This window comes from Saccharopolyspora spinosa NRRL 18395 (genome assembly GCF_000194155.1).
Taxonomy (GTDB): domain Bacteria; phylum Actinomycetota; class Actinomycetes; order Mycobacteriales; family Pseudonocardiaceae; genus Saccharopolyspora; species Saccharopolyspora spinosa.
Genome location: NZ_GL877878.1, coordinates 1,405,618 through 1,422,095 on the forward strand (window position 1 = coordinate 1,405,618; position 16,478 = coordinate 1,422,095).

A 16,478-nucleotide genomic window follows, 5' to 3' on the forward strand; every position below is an offset into this window, starting at 1 on the left:
CCTGCGGACGCGGCAATTGAGCCAATGGGCCCCGGACCTACCGAAGATCTGGGAGCATGACGGATGGTCACCGCGTGACCCGTCGTTAAGTCCCTGCTACCGATCAAAGGTCTGCGTTGTGGCTGTGGGGCGGTGTTGCAGCTCTCGGAGTCGGCTCCGCCCGCTCGGGCGGCGCGTTAGGAGAATCGATGGTCGATGCGACGAACACCCGTCCCATCGAGGAAGATGTGGTCAGGGATTTCGGCACCACCATGTCCTACGGCCAATACTTGAACCTCGACCAGTTGCTCGGCGCCCAGCGGCCGGTCAGCGAACCCGAGCACCACGACGAGCTGTTGTTCATCATCCAGCACCAGGCTGCGGAGTTGTGGCTCAAGCTCGTGCTGCACGAACTTCGGACGGCGCGCGAGCACCTGGCAGGCGACCGGCTGCAACCCGCGCTGAAGGTACTGGCCAGGGTCAAGCACATCCAGCACACCCTCACCGAGCAGTGGTCGGTACTGGCAACCCTGACACCGCCGGAATTCGCGCAGTTCCGCGGATTCCTCGGCAGGTCATCAGGATTCCAGTCCTACCAGTATCGCGCCGTGGAGTTCATCCTCGGTAACAAGAATGTCGATATGCTGAAGGTGTTCCGGCACGATGAGCACGCCCACGCACTGCTGTCCGGGCTGCTCGGACAACCCAGCATCTACGACGAATTCCTCCGGTACCTCGCGCGGCGTGGGTACCAGGTCCCTGCCCCGCTGCTGGTGCGCGACGTCAGCCGCGCGCACACCTACGTGCCCGACCTCGTGCCCGTCTTCCGGAAGATCTACGAGTCGGTCGCGGAGAACTGGGATGCCTACGAAGCCTGCGAGGAACTCGTGGACTTGGAGGAGAACTTCCAGTTATGGCGCTTCCGGCACCTGAAGACCGTGGAGCGCACGATCGGGTTCAAGCGGGGCACCGGTGGGTCCAGCGGCGTGCCCTTCCTCCGCGACGCGCTAGACCTGACCTTCTTCCCCGAGCTGTACGCGGTGCGCACCGAGATCACCCGGTAGACGGCCAGGAGGACCACGATGCCGAGCGACGAGGACGAATGGGTGATCGCCGATTCCGCCTGGTGGGGACGGTGGTTCGACCGGTGCGCGGTACGCCTGCGCGGTGGCCGTGCCGTCGGTACCGGGCCGCTGCCACCCTGGTCGGTGCCGAGGGGTGCACGGGTCCGGCACGTCGAGGGCACCCTGCTGCCCGGGCTGCGCGACGCCCACGTGCACTCGAGCCTGGTGGACCTCCGCGCCGTCCGCGCCGGCGGCATTGCGCAGGTCGACGACCTGGGCAGCGTTCCCGCCCTGATCGCGGAACTGGTGGCCGCCGACGATCCGAGGTTGCCGCGGGTCCGGGCGGTCGGAGCCTTCCTGACCGCGCCGGGCGGATATCCCAGCGATCGATCCTGGGCGCCGCCCGGCAGTTTCCGGGAGGTGCAATCGGTGATCGATGCCGAATCCGCCGTGGGGGAGCAACACCAGTTCGGCGCCCGGGCCATCAAGGTCGTCCTGCATCCCGAGGCAGGGCCCACGCTCCCCGCACGTGTGCTCGAAGAGATCGTCTCCACGGCGCACGACCTCGATCTGCCCGTCATAGCCCACACCGAAGGCGACAACACCGTCCGCGACGCCTACGAAGCAGGCGTTGACAGGCTCGCGCACACGCCTTGGACCGAACGCATCGACGACCGGCTGCTGACCGACGTGGCACAGCGGATGAGCTGGATCAGCACGCTCGACATCCACGGATACGGTGCTGATACGGTCGAGCTGCGCATCGCGATCGACAACCTGCGCCGGTTCTTCAATCGCGGCGGAACCACCTGCTATGGAACCGATCTCGGCAACGGGCCGCTCCCGATGGGGATCAACCCGCGCGAGGTCGCCGCACTCCAAACCGCTGGCCTCACACCCGACGACGTGCTGACCGCGATGACCGATCTCGACAGCCCCGCGACACCTCCCTGCTGGGTCCCGAACGGCCTCGATCGCCCGCCATCCCGGTTCGCCAGTTCCCTGCGCACCGCACGAGTCCTCGACCCGACGCCGACGTCCTGACTCGACCACCAACGGAGGAAGAACGCATGTCCGACCGCACCGGCCTCCTGGAGAAAGCGCACGTCCTGGATGAAGCCGATCCGCTGCGCGACTTCCAGGACCGGTTCTTGACGCCGGACGGCGCGGATGTCGTCGCCTACCTCGACGGCAACTCCCTGGGACGACCCGCTCGTGCGCTCCCCGAGCGCATGCACCGGTTCATCCACCAGCAGTGGGGGCAACGCCTGATCCGGGGGTGGACCGACGAATGGCTCAACTGGCCGGAAGCGATCGGCGACCGCCTCGGCCGGGCCGCGCTCGGCGCCGCACCCGGACAAGTCGTCGTGGCCGACTCCACAACCGTCATGCTCTACAAGCTCGCCCGCGCTGCGGTCGCCGCCCGGCCCGGCCGACGCGAAATCGTCCTCGACACCGACAACTTCCCCACCGACCGCTACGTCCTGGAAGGCATCGCCGCCGAACGCGGCCTGGTCCTCAAGTGGATCGAAACCGACCCGGCGGCGGGCATCACCGACGAACAGGTCGCCGGAGCAGTCGGCCCGGACACCGCGTTGGTCGTGTTCAGCCACGTCGCATACCGCTCCGGCTACCTGGCCGACGCCGAAGCCATCACGCGCACGGCACACCGAGCCGGTGCGTTGGTGCTGTGGGACCTCTGCCATTCGGTCGGTTCGGTACCCGTGCACCTCGACTCGTGGGACGCCGATTTCGCCGTCGGCTGCACCTACAAGTACCTCAATGGCGGGCCAGGCTCTCCTGCCTTCGGCTACGTCAACGAGCGCCATCACGGGCTCGCGCAGCAGCCGATCTGGGGCTGGATGGGACATCGCGAACCGTTCACGATGGGGCCCGGATACCAACCCGCCGACGGCATCCGCGGGCTGCTCAGCGGCACGCCCCCGATCCTGGCGATGCTCCCGCTGCTCACCGGCCTGGACATGCTCGATGAAGCGGGGATCGAAGCAGTGCGCGCGAAGTCGTCGCTGCTGACCCACTACGCCCTGGAACTGGCGGACGCGTGGCTGTTCGACCGGGGCGTGCAGCTGGCCTCACCACGCGAACCCGAGCGCCGCGGCGGGCACATCACACTGCGCCGAGCCGACTTCCGAGAGGTCACCGGGCTGCTCTGGCAACGCGGTGTCATCCCGGACTTCCGCGCACCCGACGGAATCCGCATCGGCCTCGCCCCGCTGAGCACCAGTTTCGTCGAGGTCCACAACGGTCTCTGCGCACTCCACCAACTGGTCGACGAACGCGGAAAACCGTGACGATCCAGCCCGCTTCGCGAGGTCAGGCCCGGGCGAGCTCACGGAGCACGAAGCGCTGGACCTTACCGTTGCTGGTGCGGGGCAGGACTTCCAGGAACCCGATCGCCCTCGGGCACTTGTACGGCGCGTCGATGCCGAGATCGGCGAGCAGCCGCACCAACGACACCACCGACAGCCAGCCACCGGACTCTTGCGTGTACAAGCCCTAGACGGTGACGATCAGCTGTCTGGGCTGCATGCCGCGGCCGGCCCACCACGGCGTCGCCCACCGAGGCGCTGTCCGTCATCATGTCCGTCGTAAGGGGGAACCCGATAACAGTGGTCACGCAGGTCGAGCGCCGCACCGCTGCCGATCGTCAACGGCACGGGCATCCCGACGAGATTCTTGGCGCTGGTCGAGCAGGAGTGACCCACGGCCACGGCAGGACCGGGAAGGAGCAAGGATGAACGTCGCCGAGGTCGTCGGCCGCACATTGGCCGCACTGGGCGCCGATCACGTCTTCGGGGTCGTCGGCAGCGGCAACTTCCACGTCACCAACGCACTGGTCGCCGCCGGTGCCCGGTTCGTCGCTGCCCGGCACGAAGGCGGCGCGGCGACGATGGCCGACGCCTACGCGCGCACCAGCGGCCGCATTGGAGTGCTCTCGGTGCACCAGGGCTGCGGGTTGACCAATGCGCTCACCGGTATCACCGAAGCAGCTAAGAGCCGAACCCCGCTGCTAGTGCTCGCTGCTGAGACGGCCTCCGCCGCGATCCGCTCGAACTTCCGGATCGACCAGGATGCGCTGGCAACCGCCGTCGGCGCCCGCGCGGAGCGGGTGCACAGCGTTGCCACCGCCGTCGGCGATGTGGTGCGGGCGTTCCGGCTGGCCACCGAGGGCAGGCAGACCGTGGTGCTGAACCTGCCGCTAGACGTCCAGGCGGCGGAGCTCGACGGTGAACCGCCTGTCCCACAGCTCCCGGCGCTGAGCCCGGTCGCGCCGTCCGCCGCAGCGGTGCGGCAACTGGTCGACCGGCTGGTCGCCGCGCAGCGGCCGGTCTTCATCGCCGGTCGCGGTTCCCGGCGCGCCGGCGCCGAGCTGCGGGCGCTGGCCGAGACCTGCGGGGCGCTGCTGGCCACCTCGGCGGTGGCGCGGGGCCTGTTCCGCGACGACCCGTGGTCGTTGGACGTCTCCGGCGGGTTCGCCACGCCGCTGGCCGTCGAGTTGATCTCCGGAGCCGACCTCATCGTCGGTTGGGGCACCGCCATGAACATGTGGACCATGCGGCACGGCAACCTGATCGGCCCCGGGTGCACGCTGGTGCAGGTCGATCTCGAGAGCGAGGCGATCGGCGCGCACCGCCCAGTAGACCTCGGGGTGCTCGGCGACGTCGCCGCGACCGCCGAGGCGACGCAGGCCGAACTCGCCGATCGCGGCATCCAGCGCGTCGGCTACCGCGTCCCGTTGGTGCGGGAGCGGATCGCCCGCGAAGGTTCCTGGCGCGACGTGGAATTCGTCGATCAGTCCACACCGGACGCCATCGATCCGCGCACGCTGACCATCGCCTTGAACGGGCTGCTACCCGAAGAGCGCGTGGTGGCGGTGGATTCCGGCAACTTCATGGGATACCCGAGCATGTTCCTGCGGGTTCCCGACGAGCACGGCTTCTGCTTCACCCAAGCCTTCCAGTCCATCGGCCTCGGCCTGGCCACCGCAATCGGCGCTGCGCTGGCCCGCCCGGACCGGCTGCCGGTAGCCGCGCTCGGCGACGGCGGCGCGCTGATGGGCATCGCCGAACTGGAAACCGCGGTCCGGCTCGGCCTGCCGATGGTGATCGTGGTCTACAACGACCACGCCTACGGCGCGGAGGTCCACCACTTCGGACCGGACGGGCACACGCTGGACACCGTCAAGTTCCCGGACACCGACCTCGCCGCCGCCGCGCGCGGCTTCGGCTGCACCGGAGTCACGGTGCGCACCGCAGGAGACCTCGCGCCGGTACGCAATTGGCTGGCCGGACCGCGGACCACGCCGCTGCTGATCGACGCCAAGATCGCCTCCAGCGAAGGCGCCTGGTGGCTCGTCGAAGCATTCCGCGGCCACTGACCCCGACAGATTACTGACAGCCGTCACAAGCGACATATCGATAGCTGGACGACGCAGGCTCCGGGACCGATGGATCCTCGACAGAGCGCTTCTGTGGCAGCCCAAGCAATTCTGCCGCAATCGCGCGAATCCGCGCTGATTCCGTTGCCCACCACAGCCGTCGGCAGCTGCGATCACGGGCGCTGTTCTGGGCCACACCAGCGGCAGTCGCAGGGTGCGGCACCAGACCTCCTGGCGCTCGGCGATCGACGGTCCCGCGCTCTTGACTTCACTCGAAGCCGAATTCATCTTACTGAAAAAACTTCACCGAAGTCGAAGGCGCGGAAGCTGAGCCATGAAGGTCAACACACCGCACGGCGGGATCAGCTACACACGCCTCTCTCCCGGCTCGAGCCGCTTGGAGCTGCTCGAGGGCTACCTGGAACCCGGCGCCGCGTCCTCGATCGAGGCTTCGCGGAGCTGATTGCCTGGTGGACGGGCGTGCCGTTCTTCATCGTGTGGAGCGCGATCTACTTCGCGGTCAGCCGGAGGCCGGGCAATCGGTCCTCCGGGGAGCGTCGCGGATGACGTCCCGGAGGTCATCGCGATACGCGCGCCCAGTACCTCGTTGCCTGGGCGCTCGGTCGAGCCGCTGGAGCGTGCGCCGGATGCCTTTACACTGCAGGTACTGGCAGTTTGTTCTCGTGAGGAGCGGTCATTTCAACCGACGGTCTCGCCACGCGGGCAGCCCTGGTGGTCAATGCACGGGCCCGCACGGGCAGCAAGGCATACCTGCGGGCGATCGAGAAGCTGCGCGGCCTGAGCGTGCCGCTGCACTCGACCTTTCCGCTGCACGATCCGGCCCGCCTGCCAGAAACCGTGAACGCAGCCGTGGACGCGGGCCACGACCTGATCATCCTCGGCGGCGGTGATGGCAGCGTCAGCTCGGTCGTCGACGTCCTTGCACACCGCGGAGTGCCGATGGGCCTGCTTCCCCTGGGCACCGCCAACGACTTCGCCCGCACCCTGCACATTCCCACGAATCTCGACGAGGCGTGCCGCACCATCGCGCACGGCAGAATCGTCGACATCGACCTCGGCCGCTGCGGGAACAACTACTACGTCAACCGCGCATCGGTCGGCCTCGGCGCAGGCGTGGCCGAAGCGATGTCGCCGAAGCTGAAGAAGTGGACCGGAGCACTGGCATACCCAGTGGCGACCATCAAGGCATTGCTGCGGCACCAACGGTTCTCGGCGCGTCTGACCTTCCCCGATGGTGATCACGAGCCGCAGGAGCACCACGGGCTGCTACAGCTCTCGATCGCCAACGGCCGCTACTTCGGCGGCGGGCAGCTTGCGGCGCACGACGCCGGGATCGACGACGCGACGCTGGACATCTCCGTGATGCGGCACGGCAGCGTCCACGACCTGGTCATCGCCGCGCGCGATCTCAAACGCGGTGCGCTGGACAGCGACCACATCCATCATCTCCGCACCGCGCGGGTCGACGTGGTGACTGAACCCGACCTGCCGATCAACGTCGACGGCGAACTCGTCGACGCCACCCCGCAACGCTTCTCGGTCGCGCGCAACGCCCTCCACGTCATGGTTCCCCGAACCTGGACGGACGCCAGCAGCCCGGACTTCTAGTTCAGCACTGCTATCCGCCGTTCCAGTTCGAACGGGACGGCGAGATCGTCGGCTTCGCGTTGATCGATCTCGTCGCCGCGCAGCTCACCAGGGCGCTCGATCCGGAACTCGTGGGCGACGTGCTCAGCGTCATGCGAGGCCTCACCAACGACGGGATGACGATGCTCGTCGTCTCGCACGTGGTGGGTTTCGCCCGCGAGGTCACGGACAGTGGTTTTCACGGACGGTGGGGCGTCGTCGAAGACGGCCCACCGCGGCAGGTGGTGGGCAATCCGCAACACGTCCCTCGGGCGCAGCCGTCGGCACGCTGCGTAGCGTCGGGAGCGGGCTTGAACCACAGCCGTGACGTGCTGAGCAACCACGCGAGTAAAGGACCACGTCCTCCGCCCAGAAGGCACGAGGCAGCGGACGTGGTCCTGCCCGGTCACGCAGGCTGCATCGCTTGCGGCGTCACCTGACGGCACATGGCTGCGCACTGCGTCATCAGATCCGCCAGCTCGGTCATCTCCTTGGCACCCATCTGCCTGCACATGTCGGCGGACATCTCGCACATGTCGGCGCACATTCCGCACATCCGTACGCACATCTGCACCATGTCCGCGCCGGCCTTCGTCATGCTCGAACAGCGCATCATCATGTCCGCACACATGCGACACATTTCCGCGCAGGACATCAACATCATGCTCATCTGCATCGATTGCTCACTGCGCATCTCCATGCAGCGGGACAACATCTGCTCGCACTTGTCATGGCACTTGTTGCACATGTCAATGCACTGCTGCATCTCGGTGCTCATCTGACGTGTCATTTCTGAACCCCCGTAGTTTCGGTTCGAATGGAGCAGTCTGCGAACGTCGTCCATCAACTGCCCCAAGAGGTCTGCCTACTCCAAGCCAACCGAGATCGCATGTCGTCAACCGCCACGGCTACGGACAACCAGCCGACGTAGCAGGGGGCTTGCACGGTGACTACAACGGCTTCGCCTGCCTGACTTTCAGCTGCCGCACGAAGCCGCACGCGCACGGAACGCTTGCACCTGCCCCAACGAAGCCTCCTGGGAATCCCGGTCCCTGCACCCCGGGCCGGGCAAGCTGGCCAACGGGCTCCTGCGCGGCAGCAGGCTACGAACTACCGGCAAGGGCGCGCGCCGGATCGGCGGCCGAAACCGTTGGGGCCGCGCGCAAAATCGTCAATGTTCGAGGAGCCGGCGCAGGACCGGCCGGGCTGCTTGGACCGGATCCGTGTCGGCGGGCATCCGCAATGCGCCGCTGAGCCACAGGTTGGCGAAGCCGTGCACGATCGACCAGGCCGCGAGGGTGGTGTGCTCCGGGCCGGACGGCGGGATGGTTACGGCCCGCGCACCTTCGCGCAGCACGTCACCGGCGCGCGCCTCGGCCTTCCGGACCGCCTCGTCGTCGCCCCGGTAGAGGCCGGGCTGGAACATCACTCCGAAGTGAACCGGATAGGTCACGGCGAAGGAAACGTAGGCGAGGCCCATGTCGAGCAAGTCAGGTTCGGCCGCTTCGAGGGCGTCGGCGAGCAGCGTGAACCCTTCGACGGCGATGGCGGTCAGCACGCCGCTCTTGTCACCGAAGTGATGCGCGGGCGCAGCGTGCGAGACGCCGGCGCGCCGAGCAAGTTCCCGCAGGCTCCAGCCGTCGAGACCCGAATCGCCGATGGCCTCGACGGCGGCGGTGACGATCGTGCGGCGAAGGTCCCCGTGGTGGTATCCGATCTTGCTCACAGCGGCCTTTCACTCAGAGGTGGATTGCACCCGGAGTCAAACTTGTCGTTGACAAGATATCAGGGCACTCGATAGCTTCAACCAGATGAAACTTGACAGTGACTAGATCGGACCTGCCATGACTCTCCTCGTCCTCCTCATCGCACTCCTGGGGCTGCGCGGGCTCGGCGCACTCGGCGTACGCCGGTTCGCCACCTGGCCCGCCGCCGCGGCGCACGCGCTGGCGATCATGCTCGTCATGACTGCCAGCGCGCACTTCGCCCCGGCCGACGTCACCGTCATGCCGACCCACGACGACCTGGTCCGGATGGTGCCGCCCGCGGTGCCGTTCCCGTCGGCGATGATCTACCTCACCGGTGTCCTGGAATTCCTCGGCGCCCTGGGCCTGATCGTCCCCTGGACCCGCCGCGCGGCCGGCTACTGCCTGGCGCTGCTGTTCGTCGTGATGCTGCCAGCGAACATCTACGCCACAAGCGCGGAAGTCATGCTCGCCGGCGAACCCGTGTCCCCGCTGTGGCAGCGCATTCCGGAACAGATCCTCTACATCGCCGCGGCGCTCTGGGCCACCCGCGGTGCGAGCGCCCTCGCGCTGCGGGGGGCATTCCGCGGCATCCCAGCCACGGAGTCCCGGCGCTGAAACCCATCGACGTCATCGAGCCGTGCACTCCAACGAACAGCATCCGGCTCCACCTCGTCAACCCGGAGCGGAGCCGCACTCCACCCGGGCCGCCGGGCCGCCACCGGAGGTCTTCGGGTGCGGCCGCGAGAGCGAGGTTCGGGACACCGTCCAGCAGGGCACCGATCGGCACCTGACCTTCGAGGCGGGCGAGGGATACGCCCAGGCAGTAGTGGATGCCTTGGCCGAAGGACAGGTGGCCGCCGTCGGTGCGGGGGATGTCGAAGCGGCTGCCGTCCTGGGCGTACACCGAGTCGTGGTCGGCCGATCCGAGCACCACGGACCGACGCTGTCCGCTGGGATGGTCACCCCGCCGATCTCGACGTCCTCGACGGCGAAACGCGGCGTCGCGCGTTCGACGGGCCTGTCGAAGCGACAGCATCTCCTCGACAGCGGGCCCAGCAGTTCCGGCTTCGAACGCAGCAGCTCCAGCTGGCCCGGGTCCGCCAGCAGGGCGAGCACGCCGTTGCCGATCAGGTTGACGGTCGTTTCGTGGCCTGCGATCAGCAGAAGTTTGATGGTGCCGATCAGCTCCCGCTCGGCGAGCCGGTCGTGCTCGTCGGCGGCGACGATCAACGCGCTCGCCAGGCTCGGCTGGTCGTCGACGTCCACGGCCGGGTCGATGCGCCCCCGGGTGTCCACGATCAGGTCGACAAGGTAGCTCTCCCGGGCCGCTTTGGCCTTCTCGCGGATCGCGGCGCCTTCGTCGGACAGCGGCGCCGAGACCATCTCCCGGTTCCAGGCCCTCAAGAATCCACTGTGGAGCAGTCAGCTCCGGGGCAGCGGGATGTCCGCGCGCTCGCTGCGCCGCGGTCCGTGCTCGACGTAGTCGGCGGCGAACCGCATGCCCTCCTGGTACGCCTCGACCCGCGCGCGGCCGATCTCGGCCTCGATCTGCTCGGGCTGCAGCTCCTCGGCCAGCGAACGCACCTCCGCCAGCCGGTGGCGGGTCTCCTCATCCATGCCGGTTCCGCCTTTCCTCGTCGGTTCCCCAGATCCTCGCGGCTCCCGTCGAGTTCTGCACGATCAGGCGACCTCCGATGGCGGCTGAACACGGAACGCCACTGCCACGGTCACGCGGCGTGCGCGATATGGCCACCATCGCGACTCCCGCCGCCATTTCATTCGCCGACCCTGATCGCAAGGTCGTCTACCTGATCCACCCCTCGACACCCGGCTCGCGAGTCCTGTTCGGACTCGCGAGCCGTCTTGTCCGACCGCGGCCGGTCAGCCCGTCGTCGCCGGGTCGACCTTTTCCAGCAGTTCCAGCAAGGTTTGCCGCTGTTCGGCGGTGAGCGGGGCGAACAGCTGCGCCGCCGCGCGGGCGCGGATGCCGGCCAGCCGCTTGCACATCTTCCGGCCGTCCCTGGTCAGTTCCAGCAGAGTGGAGCGGCGATTTCCGGGATCGACCTCGCGCCGCAGCAGGCCCGCGTCCTCGAGGGCGTCGACGATCGGCGTCACCGCTCGCGGCACCACGTGCAGCAGTTCCGCCAGCTCCGCCATGCGCGGTGGGGTCTCACACCTGCCGAGCACGGACAGCGCACGCGCCTGCGCCGGGGTCAGCCCGAGATCCCCGGCACCGCACCGCTGCAGGACGTGCGCGGACTTGGCGAGCCGCAGGAACAGCCCGCCGAGACGTTCTTCTTCACCACCGGCATCCACCCGGCCAGTTTAACAGAGTGACAGTAATAGTGAACTATGGTAAATATGAAGGCATCTCCGAATCTGCCCGCCACTGGAGCCGCCTATGTCAGCGCCCGAGAAAACCCCACCCGCCCAGCTCCGCCGCATCGGCGACCTCTTCCGGCCGCACCGGGGCATGCTCCTGGTCGTCGCGCTGCTGGTGGCCGCGTCGTCCCTGGTCTCCGTCGCGTCGCCGTTCCTGCTGCGCGAGATCCTCGACGTCGCCATCCCGCAGCAACGGCTCGGCCTGCTGACCGCACTGGTGCTCGGCATGATCGGCGTGGCCGTCGCGACCAGCGTGTTCAACGTCGCGCAGACGTACCTGTCCACCAAGGTCGGGCAGAGCGTGATGCACGGACTACGTTCCGCGGTCTACGCCCGACTGCAACGCATGTCGCTGGCGTTCTTCACCCGCACCCGAACCGGCGAGATCCAATCCCGCATCGCCAACGACATCGGCGGCATGCAGGCCACTGTCACGTCCACCGCCACCTCGCTGGTCTCCAATCTCACCACCGTGGTGGCCACCGTGATCGCGATGGTCGCGCTGGACTGGCGGCTGACTATCGCGTCGGTGGCCCTGCTGCCGGTGTTCGTGTGGGTCAGCCGCCGGATCGGACGGGAACGCAAGAGGATCACCGCGAGGCGGCAGCGCCAACTCGCATCGATGTCCGCCGGCGTGCAGGAATCCCTTTCCGTCAACGGAATCCTGCTGGGCCGCACGATGGGCCGGGCCCGGTCGCTCACCGATGCCTTCGCCGCCGAGTCGGCCGAGCTGGCTCGGCTCGAAGTCAGTTCCAGCATGGCGGGCCGGTGGCGGATGTCGAGCATCCAGATCGTGATGACCGCGCTGCCCGCGCTGATTTACTGGGCGGCCGGTGTCACCAGCACCTTCGGCGTCCCGCTGATCACCTTGGGCACGCTGGTCGCCTTCGTAACCTTGCAGCAGGCCCTTTTCCGGCCGACGCTGTCGCTGCTGTCCACCGGTGTGGACGTGCAGAGCTCGCTGGCTCTGTTCGGCCGCATCTTCGAATACCTCGACCTGCCGATCGACATCGACGAACCGGAACGACCGGAGCGGCTGTCGCGGATCGAGGGCGAAGTGCGGTTCGCGGACGTGTCGTTCGCCTACGCTGCCGAGAGCACCGACGGAACCCTCACCGGAATCGACGTGACCGTGCCAGCCGGCACCAGCCTCGCAGTGGTCGGCGAAACGGGGTCCGGAAAAACAACGCTCAGCTACCTGGTGCCGCGCCTCTACGACGTCACCGACGGGCAGGTGCGCATCGACGGTGTAGACGTGCGCGAACTAGGCTTCGACACGCTCGCCGCCGCAGTCGGCGTCGTCTCCCAGGAGCCTTACCTGCTGCACGCCTCGGTGGCCGAGAACCTGCGCTTCGCCAAACCCGACGCCACCGACGAACAACTGGTAGCCGCGGCGAAGGCGGCGCAGATCCACGACCACATCGCAGCGCTACCAGACGGCTACGACACCTTGGTGGGCGAGCGCGGATACAGGTTCTCCGGCGGGGAGAAGCAGCGGCTCGCGATCGCCCGCACGATCCTGCGCGACCCGCCGATCCTGATCCTCGACGAGGCCACCAGCGCCTTGGACACTCAGACCGAAGGCGCGGTGCAGCAAGCTCTCGACAAGCTGTCCTCGGGCCGGACCACGATCACGATCGCGCACCGGTTGTCGACCGTGCGCCACGCGGACCAGATTGTGGTGCTCGACAGCGGACAGATCGTGGAGAACGGCACGCACGACGAACTGCTGGCCGCCGACGGCCGCTACGCGGCACTGGTCCGACGCGACGACCAACTCCCATCCGCCGCGTGAACACCTGACCGGAGTCCTACTCGGACGGAGGTGGACGTCCGCATTCACCGAAAACCAACGAGCGCCCTCGACGTCTTGGTCCGCTCCCAGATCCTCAACCTGCTGCTCGAACGCAAGGAACAGCTGAACCTAAAGCTGATCTTCGTCTCGCACGACATCCAGACCGTGCGGCGGATGAACGACCGGGCGGCGACGATGTACCTCGGGCGAACAGTCGAGCAGATGCCGGCCGAAGCGGTGTTCGGTGCCCGCCATCCCACACCTAGGCGCTGTTCGCCGCGACCCCCGGCCTGCTGTCGCCGATCGAGCCGATCCCGCTCACCGGCCCGGTTCCCTCGGCGACCGGGCCGCCGAGCGGCTGCCCCTTCCGCACCCGGTGCCAGCGCGCCGACGAGACCTGTGCGGCGACGATGCCGGACCCGCAACGCGACGCGCCGGGCCACGCGTTCCGCTGCCACGACCCGGTCCTGGTCGGCACCTCGGACCCCCACCGAGCCCTGCCCGGATCCGGTTCGACCGGCCGAGATTCGGTTCCCCCACGGTAGTAGATCAGTCTAAATAGGACATCTACGTACCCGGAATTCCGACCGCCGAACTGAAACCGAGCCCGAACGCCTTGTGCGCGCGAAACCAGGTCGTAGCCGACCGAGTGGATCTGCGCGACGGCCGCGGCCGTGTCCGGCTTCAGCAGCGGCGGCGGGCGGCGCCGCCAGTTCTGCGCCGCCCGCGGGTCCAGCGTCAGCGCAGCTCGGCGATGGCCTCGACCATGTGTTTCAGCGCCGCCTCGACCTCGGCGTAGCCTCGGGTCTTCAGCCCGCAGTCGGGGTTGACCCACAAGCGCTCCGCCGGAACGGCCGCGAGCGCGGCCCGCAACAGGTCCACGACCTCGGCGGTCTCGGGCACGCGCGGCGAGTGGATGTCGTAAACGCCGGGCCCGACGCCGCGACCGAAGCCGACCGCGTTGAGGTCGTCCAGCACCTCCATCCGCGAGCGGGCGGCCTCGATGCTGGTGACGTCGGCGTCCAGCGCCACGATCGCGTTGATCACGTCGCCGAACTCCGAGTAGCAAAGGTGGGTGTGGATCTGGGTGGACTCGGCAACGCCGCAGCTGGCCAGCCGGAACGACGTCACCGCCCAGTCCAGGTAGTCCGCGTGCTGTGCCGAGCGCAGCGGCAGCAGTTCGCGCAAGGCGGGCTCGTCGACCTGGAGGATCCGGATGCCGGCGGCCTCCAGGTCGTTCACCTCGTCCCGGATGGCCAGCGCGACCTGCTTCGCGGTGTCCGCCAGCGGCTGGTCGTCGCGTACGAACGACCACGCCAGGATCGTCACCGGGCCGGTGAGCATGCCCTTGACCGGTTTCTCGGTCAACCGCTGGGCGTAGCTGGTCCACTCGACCGTGATCGGTTTCGGGCGCGCGACGTCGCCGAACAGGATCGGAGGCCGCACGCACCGCGATCCGTACGACTGGACCCAGCCGTTGTCGGTGCTGGCGAAGCCGTCCAGGTTCTCGGCGAAATACTGCACCATGTCATTGCGCTCGGGTTCGCCGTGCACCAGGACGTCGAGCCCGATCTCCTCCTGCAGCCGGATGACGCGCTCGATCTCGTCCCGCATCCGCTGCCGGTAGGTCGCCTGGTCGATGCGGCCGGAGCGCAACGCGGCGCGCGCCTTGCGGACGTCCGTGGTCTGCGGGAACGAACCGATCGTCGTGGTCGGCAATGCGGGCAGGCGCAAGGACTTCTGCTGGGCCGCGCGCCTCGTCTCGTAGTCGCTGCGCTGCGAGTACTCCGGCCGCAGAGCCTGCAGTCTCGCCCGGACGCGGTGGTTGCGGACCCGGTCTGCGCTGGCGCGGTCGGCGATCGCGGCTCGTGCCTCGGCCAGCTCACCGGCCACCGCGTCGCGGCCCTCGCTCAACGCACGGCCGAGGACGACCACCTCGCGAACCTTCTGCGCGGCGAACGCCAACCAGGACTTGACCTGCGGATCGATGTCGGCTTCCGCCGCGACGTCGTACGGCACGTGGAGCAACGAGCACGACGTGCTGACCGCTACCTCGTCCGCCGAACCGAGCAGCGTAGCTGCGGTTGCAAGCGCCTTGTCCAGATCGGTGCGCCAGACGTTTCGCCCGTCGACGAGCCCGGCGACCAGGGTTTTGCCGCTCAGCCCCCGAACCGTCGACACCGCATCCACTGTGGATTTCCCGGCGACGAGATCGACGGCGAGCGCCTCGACCGGGCTGGACGCCAGCACACCCAGAGCCTCACCGAGATCACCGAAGTAGCCCGCGACCAGCAGGTTCGGGCGCTCCTCCAGTTCACCGAGCCGCTCGTACGCGACGCTCAGCGCATCGAGCTCGTCCGGCGTGCGGTCCGCGGCGAACGCTGGCTCGTCCAGCTGCACCCACTCCACACCGGCCCGGCGCAGTTCGCCCAGCAGCTCCGCATAAGCATCAAGCAGCCCAAGGAGCCGATCCAGCGGCTGGAACGACTCGGGGGCTCCGTCGGCGGCTTTGGCCAGCAGCAGGAAGGTGAGCGGGCCGACGAGCACCGGTCGGGTGATCACGCCCTCCGCCGCGGCCTCCCGGTACTGCTCCACCGGCGTGCGGTCGGCCAGCGAGAACCGCGTGTCCGGACCGATCTCGGGCACCAGGTAGTGGTAGTTGGTGTCGAACCACTTCGTCATCTCCAGCGGCGGCGCGGATTCCACCCCGCGCGCCATCGCGAAGTAGGTGTCCAGCGGACCCAGCCCGAGCCCGGCGAAGCGCGGCGGGACCGCGCCGAAGGTGACCGCGGTGTCCAACACGTGGTCGTAGAACGAGAACGTGTTGCCCGGCACCGAATCCAGGCCCGCGTCCCGCAGCGCGCGCCACGCGTCGACGCGCAGTTCCCGCGCGACCGCGCGCAGTTCCGCCTCGTCGATGCGGGACGACCAGTAGCTCTCCAATGCGCGCTTGAGTTCCCGGTTGGGACCGATCCTGGGATAGCCGAGTACGGTAGATCCGATTCTGCTGGTCAACGCCCTCTCCTCGCGAGCTCGACGACGGATGCCCCGAGGTCTGGGAAGGCGTAGGCGAACCGGCAGCGTCACGCGGCGCGAACCGTTCGTCCGCCAGGTCCTCCCGCGAGACCCCGGACCGCGCACCACCGGGTGCGCGCACCGGTGGCAGGTCTTCGGACTCGCGGGCGCGTCCCGGCCGACGCCGGGGTTCCTACTGGCCGTCGCTTCCCAGGCACACGTGCCCAGTGCTGTGCCCGGTCTCGGACCGGGGACGGCGTTCGTTCCCACTTACCGCTGCGGGGCAGTTCCGGATTCGCACCGGATTCCCTCTTGCCTCGCCCGCCCGCGGCCGCGACTCCCGTCGCGATCCGGGGTGGACGAACCACCAGCACAACGGAGGCTACCGACTGGGAAGCCGTTGGCAAGGGGCCGGGGCTTGCGCGGACCGTGCCGGACGGCCACCGCGC

Annotated in this window: 17 protein-coding genes and 1 riboswitch; of the genes, 9 read left to right on the forward strand and 8 right to left on the reverse strand. The window is 68.3% G+C overall.

Annotated elements, in window-relative coordinates; translation table 11 throughout:
* Window positions 1-188: 188 nt before the first annotated feature.
* Genes SSPN_RS0107110 through kynU form a run of 3 tightly spaced genes read left to right on the forward strand, consistent with a single transcriptional unit; the run spans window position 189 to window position 3,355 of the window.
* Window positions 189-1,043, forward strand: a complete 855-nt coding sequence (locus tag SSPN_RS0107110) for a tryptophan 2,3-dioxygenase (RefSeq protein WP_010693184.1) — start codon at window positions 189-191, stop codon at window positions 1,041-1,043.
* An 18-nt stretch (window positions 1,044-1,061) separates the two neighbouring features.
* Complete coding sequence (locus SSPN_RS0107115) at window positions 1,062-2,087, forward strand: amidohydrolase family protein (RefSeq protein WP_010693185.1); 1,026 nt, start codon at window positions 1,062-1,064, stop codon at window positions 2,085-2,087.
* Window positions 2,088-2,113: 26 nt separating this feature from the next.
* Window positions 2,114-3,355: a kynureninase gene (gene kynU, locus SSPN_RS0107120; RefSeq protein WP_010693186.1), complete on the forward strand. Its 1,242-nt coding sequence runs from the start codon at window positions 2,114-2,116 to the stop codon at window positions 3,353-3,355.
* A gap of 22 nt (window positions 3,356-3,377) precedes the next feature.
* On the opposite strand, the gene SSPN_RS0107125 is transcribed toward kynU, so the two are convergent.
* Entirely contained in the window at window positions 3,378-3,557 is a 180-nt protein-coding gene (locus tag SSPN_RS0107125) for a hypothetical protein (RefSeq protein WP_010693187.1), read from the reverse strand.
* A 241-nt stretch (window positions 3,558-3,798) separates the two neighbouring features.
* On the opposite strand from SSPN_RS0107125, the gene SSPN_RS0107130 reads away from it, so the two are divergent.
* The 3 genes from SSPN_RS0107130 to SSPN_RS0107140 all read left to right on the forward strand — a co-directional run bounded on the left by SSPN_RS0107130 (window position 3,799) and on the right by SSPN_RS0107140 (window position 7,071).
* A complete protein-coding gene (locus tag SSPN_RS0107130; RefSeq protein ID WP_010693188.1) occupies window positions 3,799-5,442 on the forward strand; it encodes a thiamine pyrophosphate-binding protein in 1,644 nt (547 codons plus the stop codon).
* A gap of 334 nt (window positions 5,443-5,776) precedes the next feature.
* On the forward strand, window positions 5,777-5,905 hold the full coding sequence (locus SSPN_RS61515; RefSeq protein ID WP_010693189.1) for a hypothetical protein: 129 nt from the start codon (window positions 5,777-5,779) through the stop codon (window positions 5,903-5,905).
* 269 nt (window positions 5,906-6,174) lie between these two features.
* Window positions 6,175-7,071 (forward strand): diacylglycerol/lipid kinase family protein, encoded by an 897-nt coding sequence (locus SSPN_RS0107140; RefSeq protein WP_010693190.1) that lies wholly within the window; start codon window positions 6,175-6,177, stop codon window positions 7,069-7,071.
* On the opposite strand, the gene SSPN_RS62095 is transcribed toward SSPN_RS0107140, so the two are convergent.
* The 3 genes from SSPN_RS62095 to SSPN_RS0107155 form a co-directional block, all read right to left on the reverse strand.
* Window positions 7,068-7,352 carry a hypothetical protein gene (locus tag SSPN_RS62095; protein WP_010693191.1) on the reverse strand — a complete coding sequence of 95 codons (285 nt, stop codon included), beginning with the start codon at window positions 7,350-7,352 and terminating at the stop codon, window positions 7,068-7,070. The genes SSPN_RS0107140 and SSPN_RS62095 overlap by 4 nt on opposite strands.
* A gap of 143 nt (window positions 7,353-7,495) precedes the next feature.
* Window positions 7,496-7,867, reverse strand: a complete 372-nt coding sequence (locus SSPN_RS0107150; protein WP_237710474.1) for a four-helix bundle copper-binding protein — start codon at window positions 7,865-7,867, stop codon at window positions 7,496-7,498.
* 393 nt (window positions 7,868-8,260) lie between these two features.
* Window positions 8,261-8,815 (reverse strand): TetR/AcrR family transcriptional regulator, encoded by a 555-nt coding sequence (locus SSPN_RS0107155; protein ID WP_010693194.1) that lies wholly within the window; start codon window positions 8,813-8,815, stop codon window positions 8,261-8,263.
* 118 nt (window positions 8,816-8,933) lie between these two features.
* On the opposite strand from SSPN_RS0107155, the gene SSPN_RS0107160 reads away from it, so the two are divergent.
* Complete coding sequence (locus SSPN_RS0107160; protein WP_010693195.1) at window positions 8,934-9,452, forward strand: DoxX family protein; 519 nt, start codon at window positions 8,934-8,936, stop codon at window positions 9,450-9,452.
* 57 nt (window positions 9,453-9,509) lie between these two features.
* Here the strand turns inward: SSPN_RS0107160 and SSPN_RS42795 are convergent, their stop codons facing one another.
* The 3 genes from SSPN_RS42795 to SSPN_RS0107175 form a co-directional block, all read right to left on the reverse strand.
* Window positions 9,510-10,241, reverse strand: a complete 732-nt coding sequence (locus SSPN_RS42795; protein WP_148271922.1) for a cytochrome P450 family protein — start codon at window positions 10,239-10,241, stop codon at window positions 9,510-9,512.
* An 18-nt stretch (window positions 10,242-10,259) separates the two neighbouring features.
* Entirely contained in the window at window positions 10,260-10,454 is a 195-nt protein-coding gene (locus SSPN_RS0107170) for a hypothetical protein (protein WP_010693197.1), read from the reverse strand.
* 264 nt (window positions 10,455-10,718) lie between these two features.
* Entirely contained in the window at window positions 10,719-11,153 is a 435-nt protein-coding gene (locus SSPN_RS0107175) for a MarR family winged helix-turn-helix transcriptional regulator (RefSeq protein ID WP_010693198.1), read from the reverse strand.
* Between the two features lie 85 nt (window positions 11,154-11,238).
* On the opposite strand from SSPN_RS0107175, the gene SSPN_RS0107180 reads away from it, so the two are divergent.
* Together SSPN_RS0107180 and SSPN_RS59405 are read left to right on the forward strand one after the other, a co-directional pair.
* Complete coding sequence (locus SSPN_RS0107180) at window positions 11,239-13,014, forward strand: ABC transporter ATP-binding protein (RefSeq protein WP_010693199.1); 1,776 nt, start codon at window positions 11,239-11,241, stop codon at window positions 13,012-13,014.
* Window positions 13,015-13,325: 311 nt separating this feature from the next.
* Window positions 13,326-13,559, forward strand: a complete 234-nt coding sequence (locus SSPN_RS59405) for an oligopeptide/dipeptide ABC transporter ATP-binding protein (RefSeq protein WP_237710611.1) — start codon at window positions 13,326-13,328, stop codon at window positions 13,557-13,559.
* Between the two features lie 193 nt (window positions 13,560-13,752).
* Here SSPN_RS59405 and metE read toward each other — a convergent pair whose 3' ends face one another.
* Window positions 13,753-16,029 (reverse strand): 5-methyltetrahydropteroyltriglutamate--homocysteine S-methyltransferase, encoded by a 2,277-nt coding sequence (gene metE / locus SSPN_RS0107190; RefSeq protein WP_010693201.1) that lies wholly within the window; start codon window positions 16,027-16,029, stop codon window positions 13,753-13,755.
* Window positions 16,030-16,158: 129 nt separating this feature from the next.
* Window positions 16,159-16,413, reverse strand: a riboswitch (cobalamin riboswitch).
* Window positions 16,414-16,478 lie beyond the last annotated feature (65 nt).

Coding starts and splice junctions, on each gene's coding strand:
- SSPN_RS0107110 (WP_010693184.1), top strand. CDS start 189: ATGGTCGATGCGACGAACACCCGTCCCATCGAGGAAGATGTGGTCAGG.
- SSPN_RS0107115 (WP_010693185.1), top strand. CDS start 1,062: ATGCCGAGCGACGAGGACGAATGGGTGATCGCCGATTCCGCCTGGTGG.
- kynU (WP_010693186.1), top strand. CDS start 2,114: ATGTCCGACCGCACCGGCCTCCTGGAGAAAGCGCACGTCCTGGATGAA.
- SSPN_RS0107130 (WP_010693188.1), top strand. CDS start 3,799: ATGAACGTCGCCGAGGTCGTCGGCCGCACATTGGCCGCACTGGGCGCC.
- SSPN_RS61515 (WP_010693189.1), top strand. CDS start 5,777: ATGAAGGTCAACACACCGCACGGCGGGATCAGCTACACACGCCTCTCT.
- SSPN_RS0107150 (WP_237710474.1), bottom strand. CDS start 7,867: ATGAGCACCGAGATGCAGCAGTGCATTGACATGTGCAACAAGTGCCAT.
- SSPN_RS0107160 (WP_010693195.1), top strand. CDS start 8,934: ATGACTCTCCTCGTCCTCCTCATCGCACTCCTGGGGCTGCGCGGGCTC.
- SSPN_RS0107170 (WP_010693197.1), bottom strand. CDS start 10,454: ATGGATGAGGAGACCCGCCACCGGCTGGCGGAGGTGCGTTCGCTGGCC.
- SSPN_RS0107180 (WP_010693199.1), top strand. CDS start 11,239: ATGTCAGCGCCCGAGAAAACCCCACCCGCCCAGCTCCGCCGCATCGGC.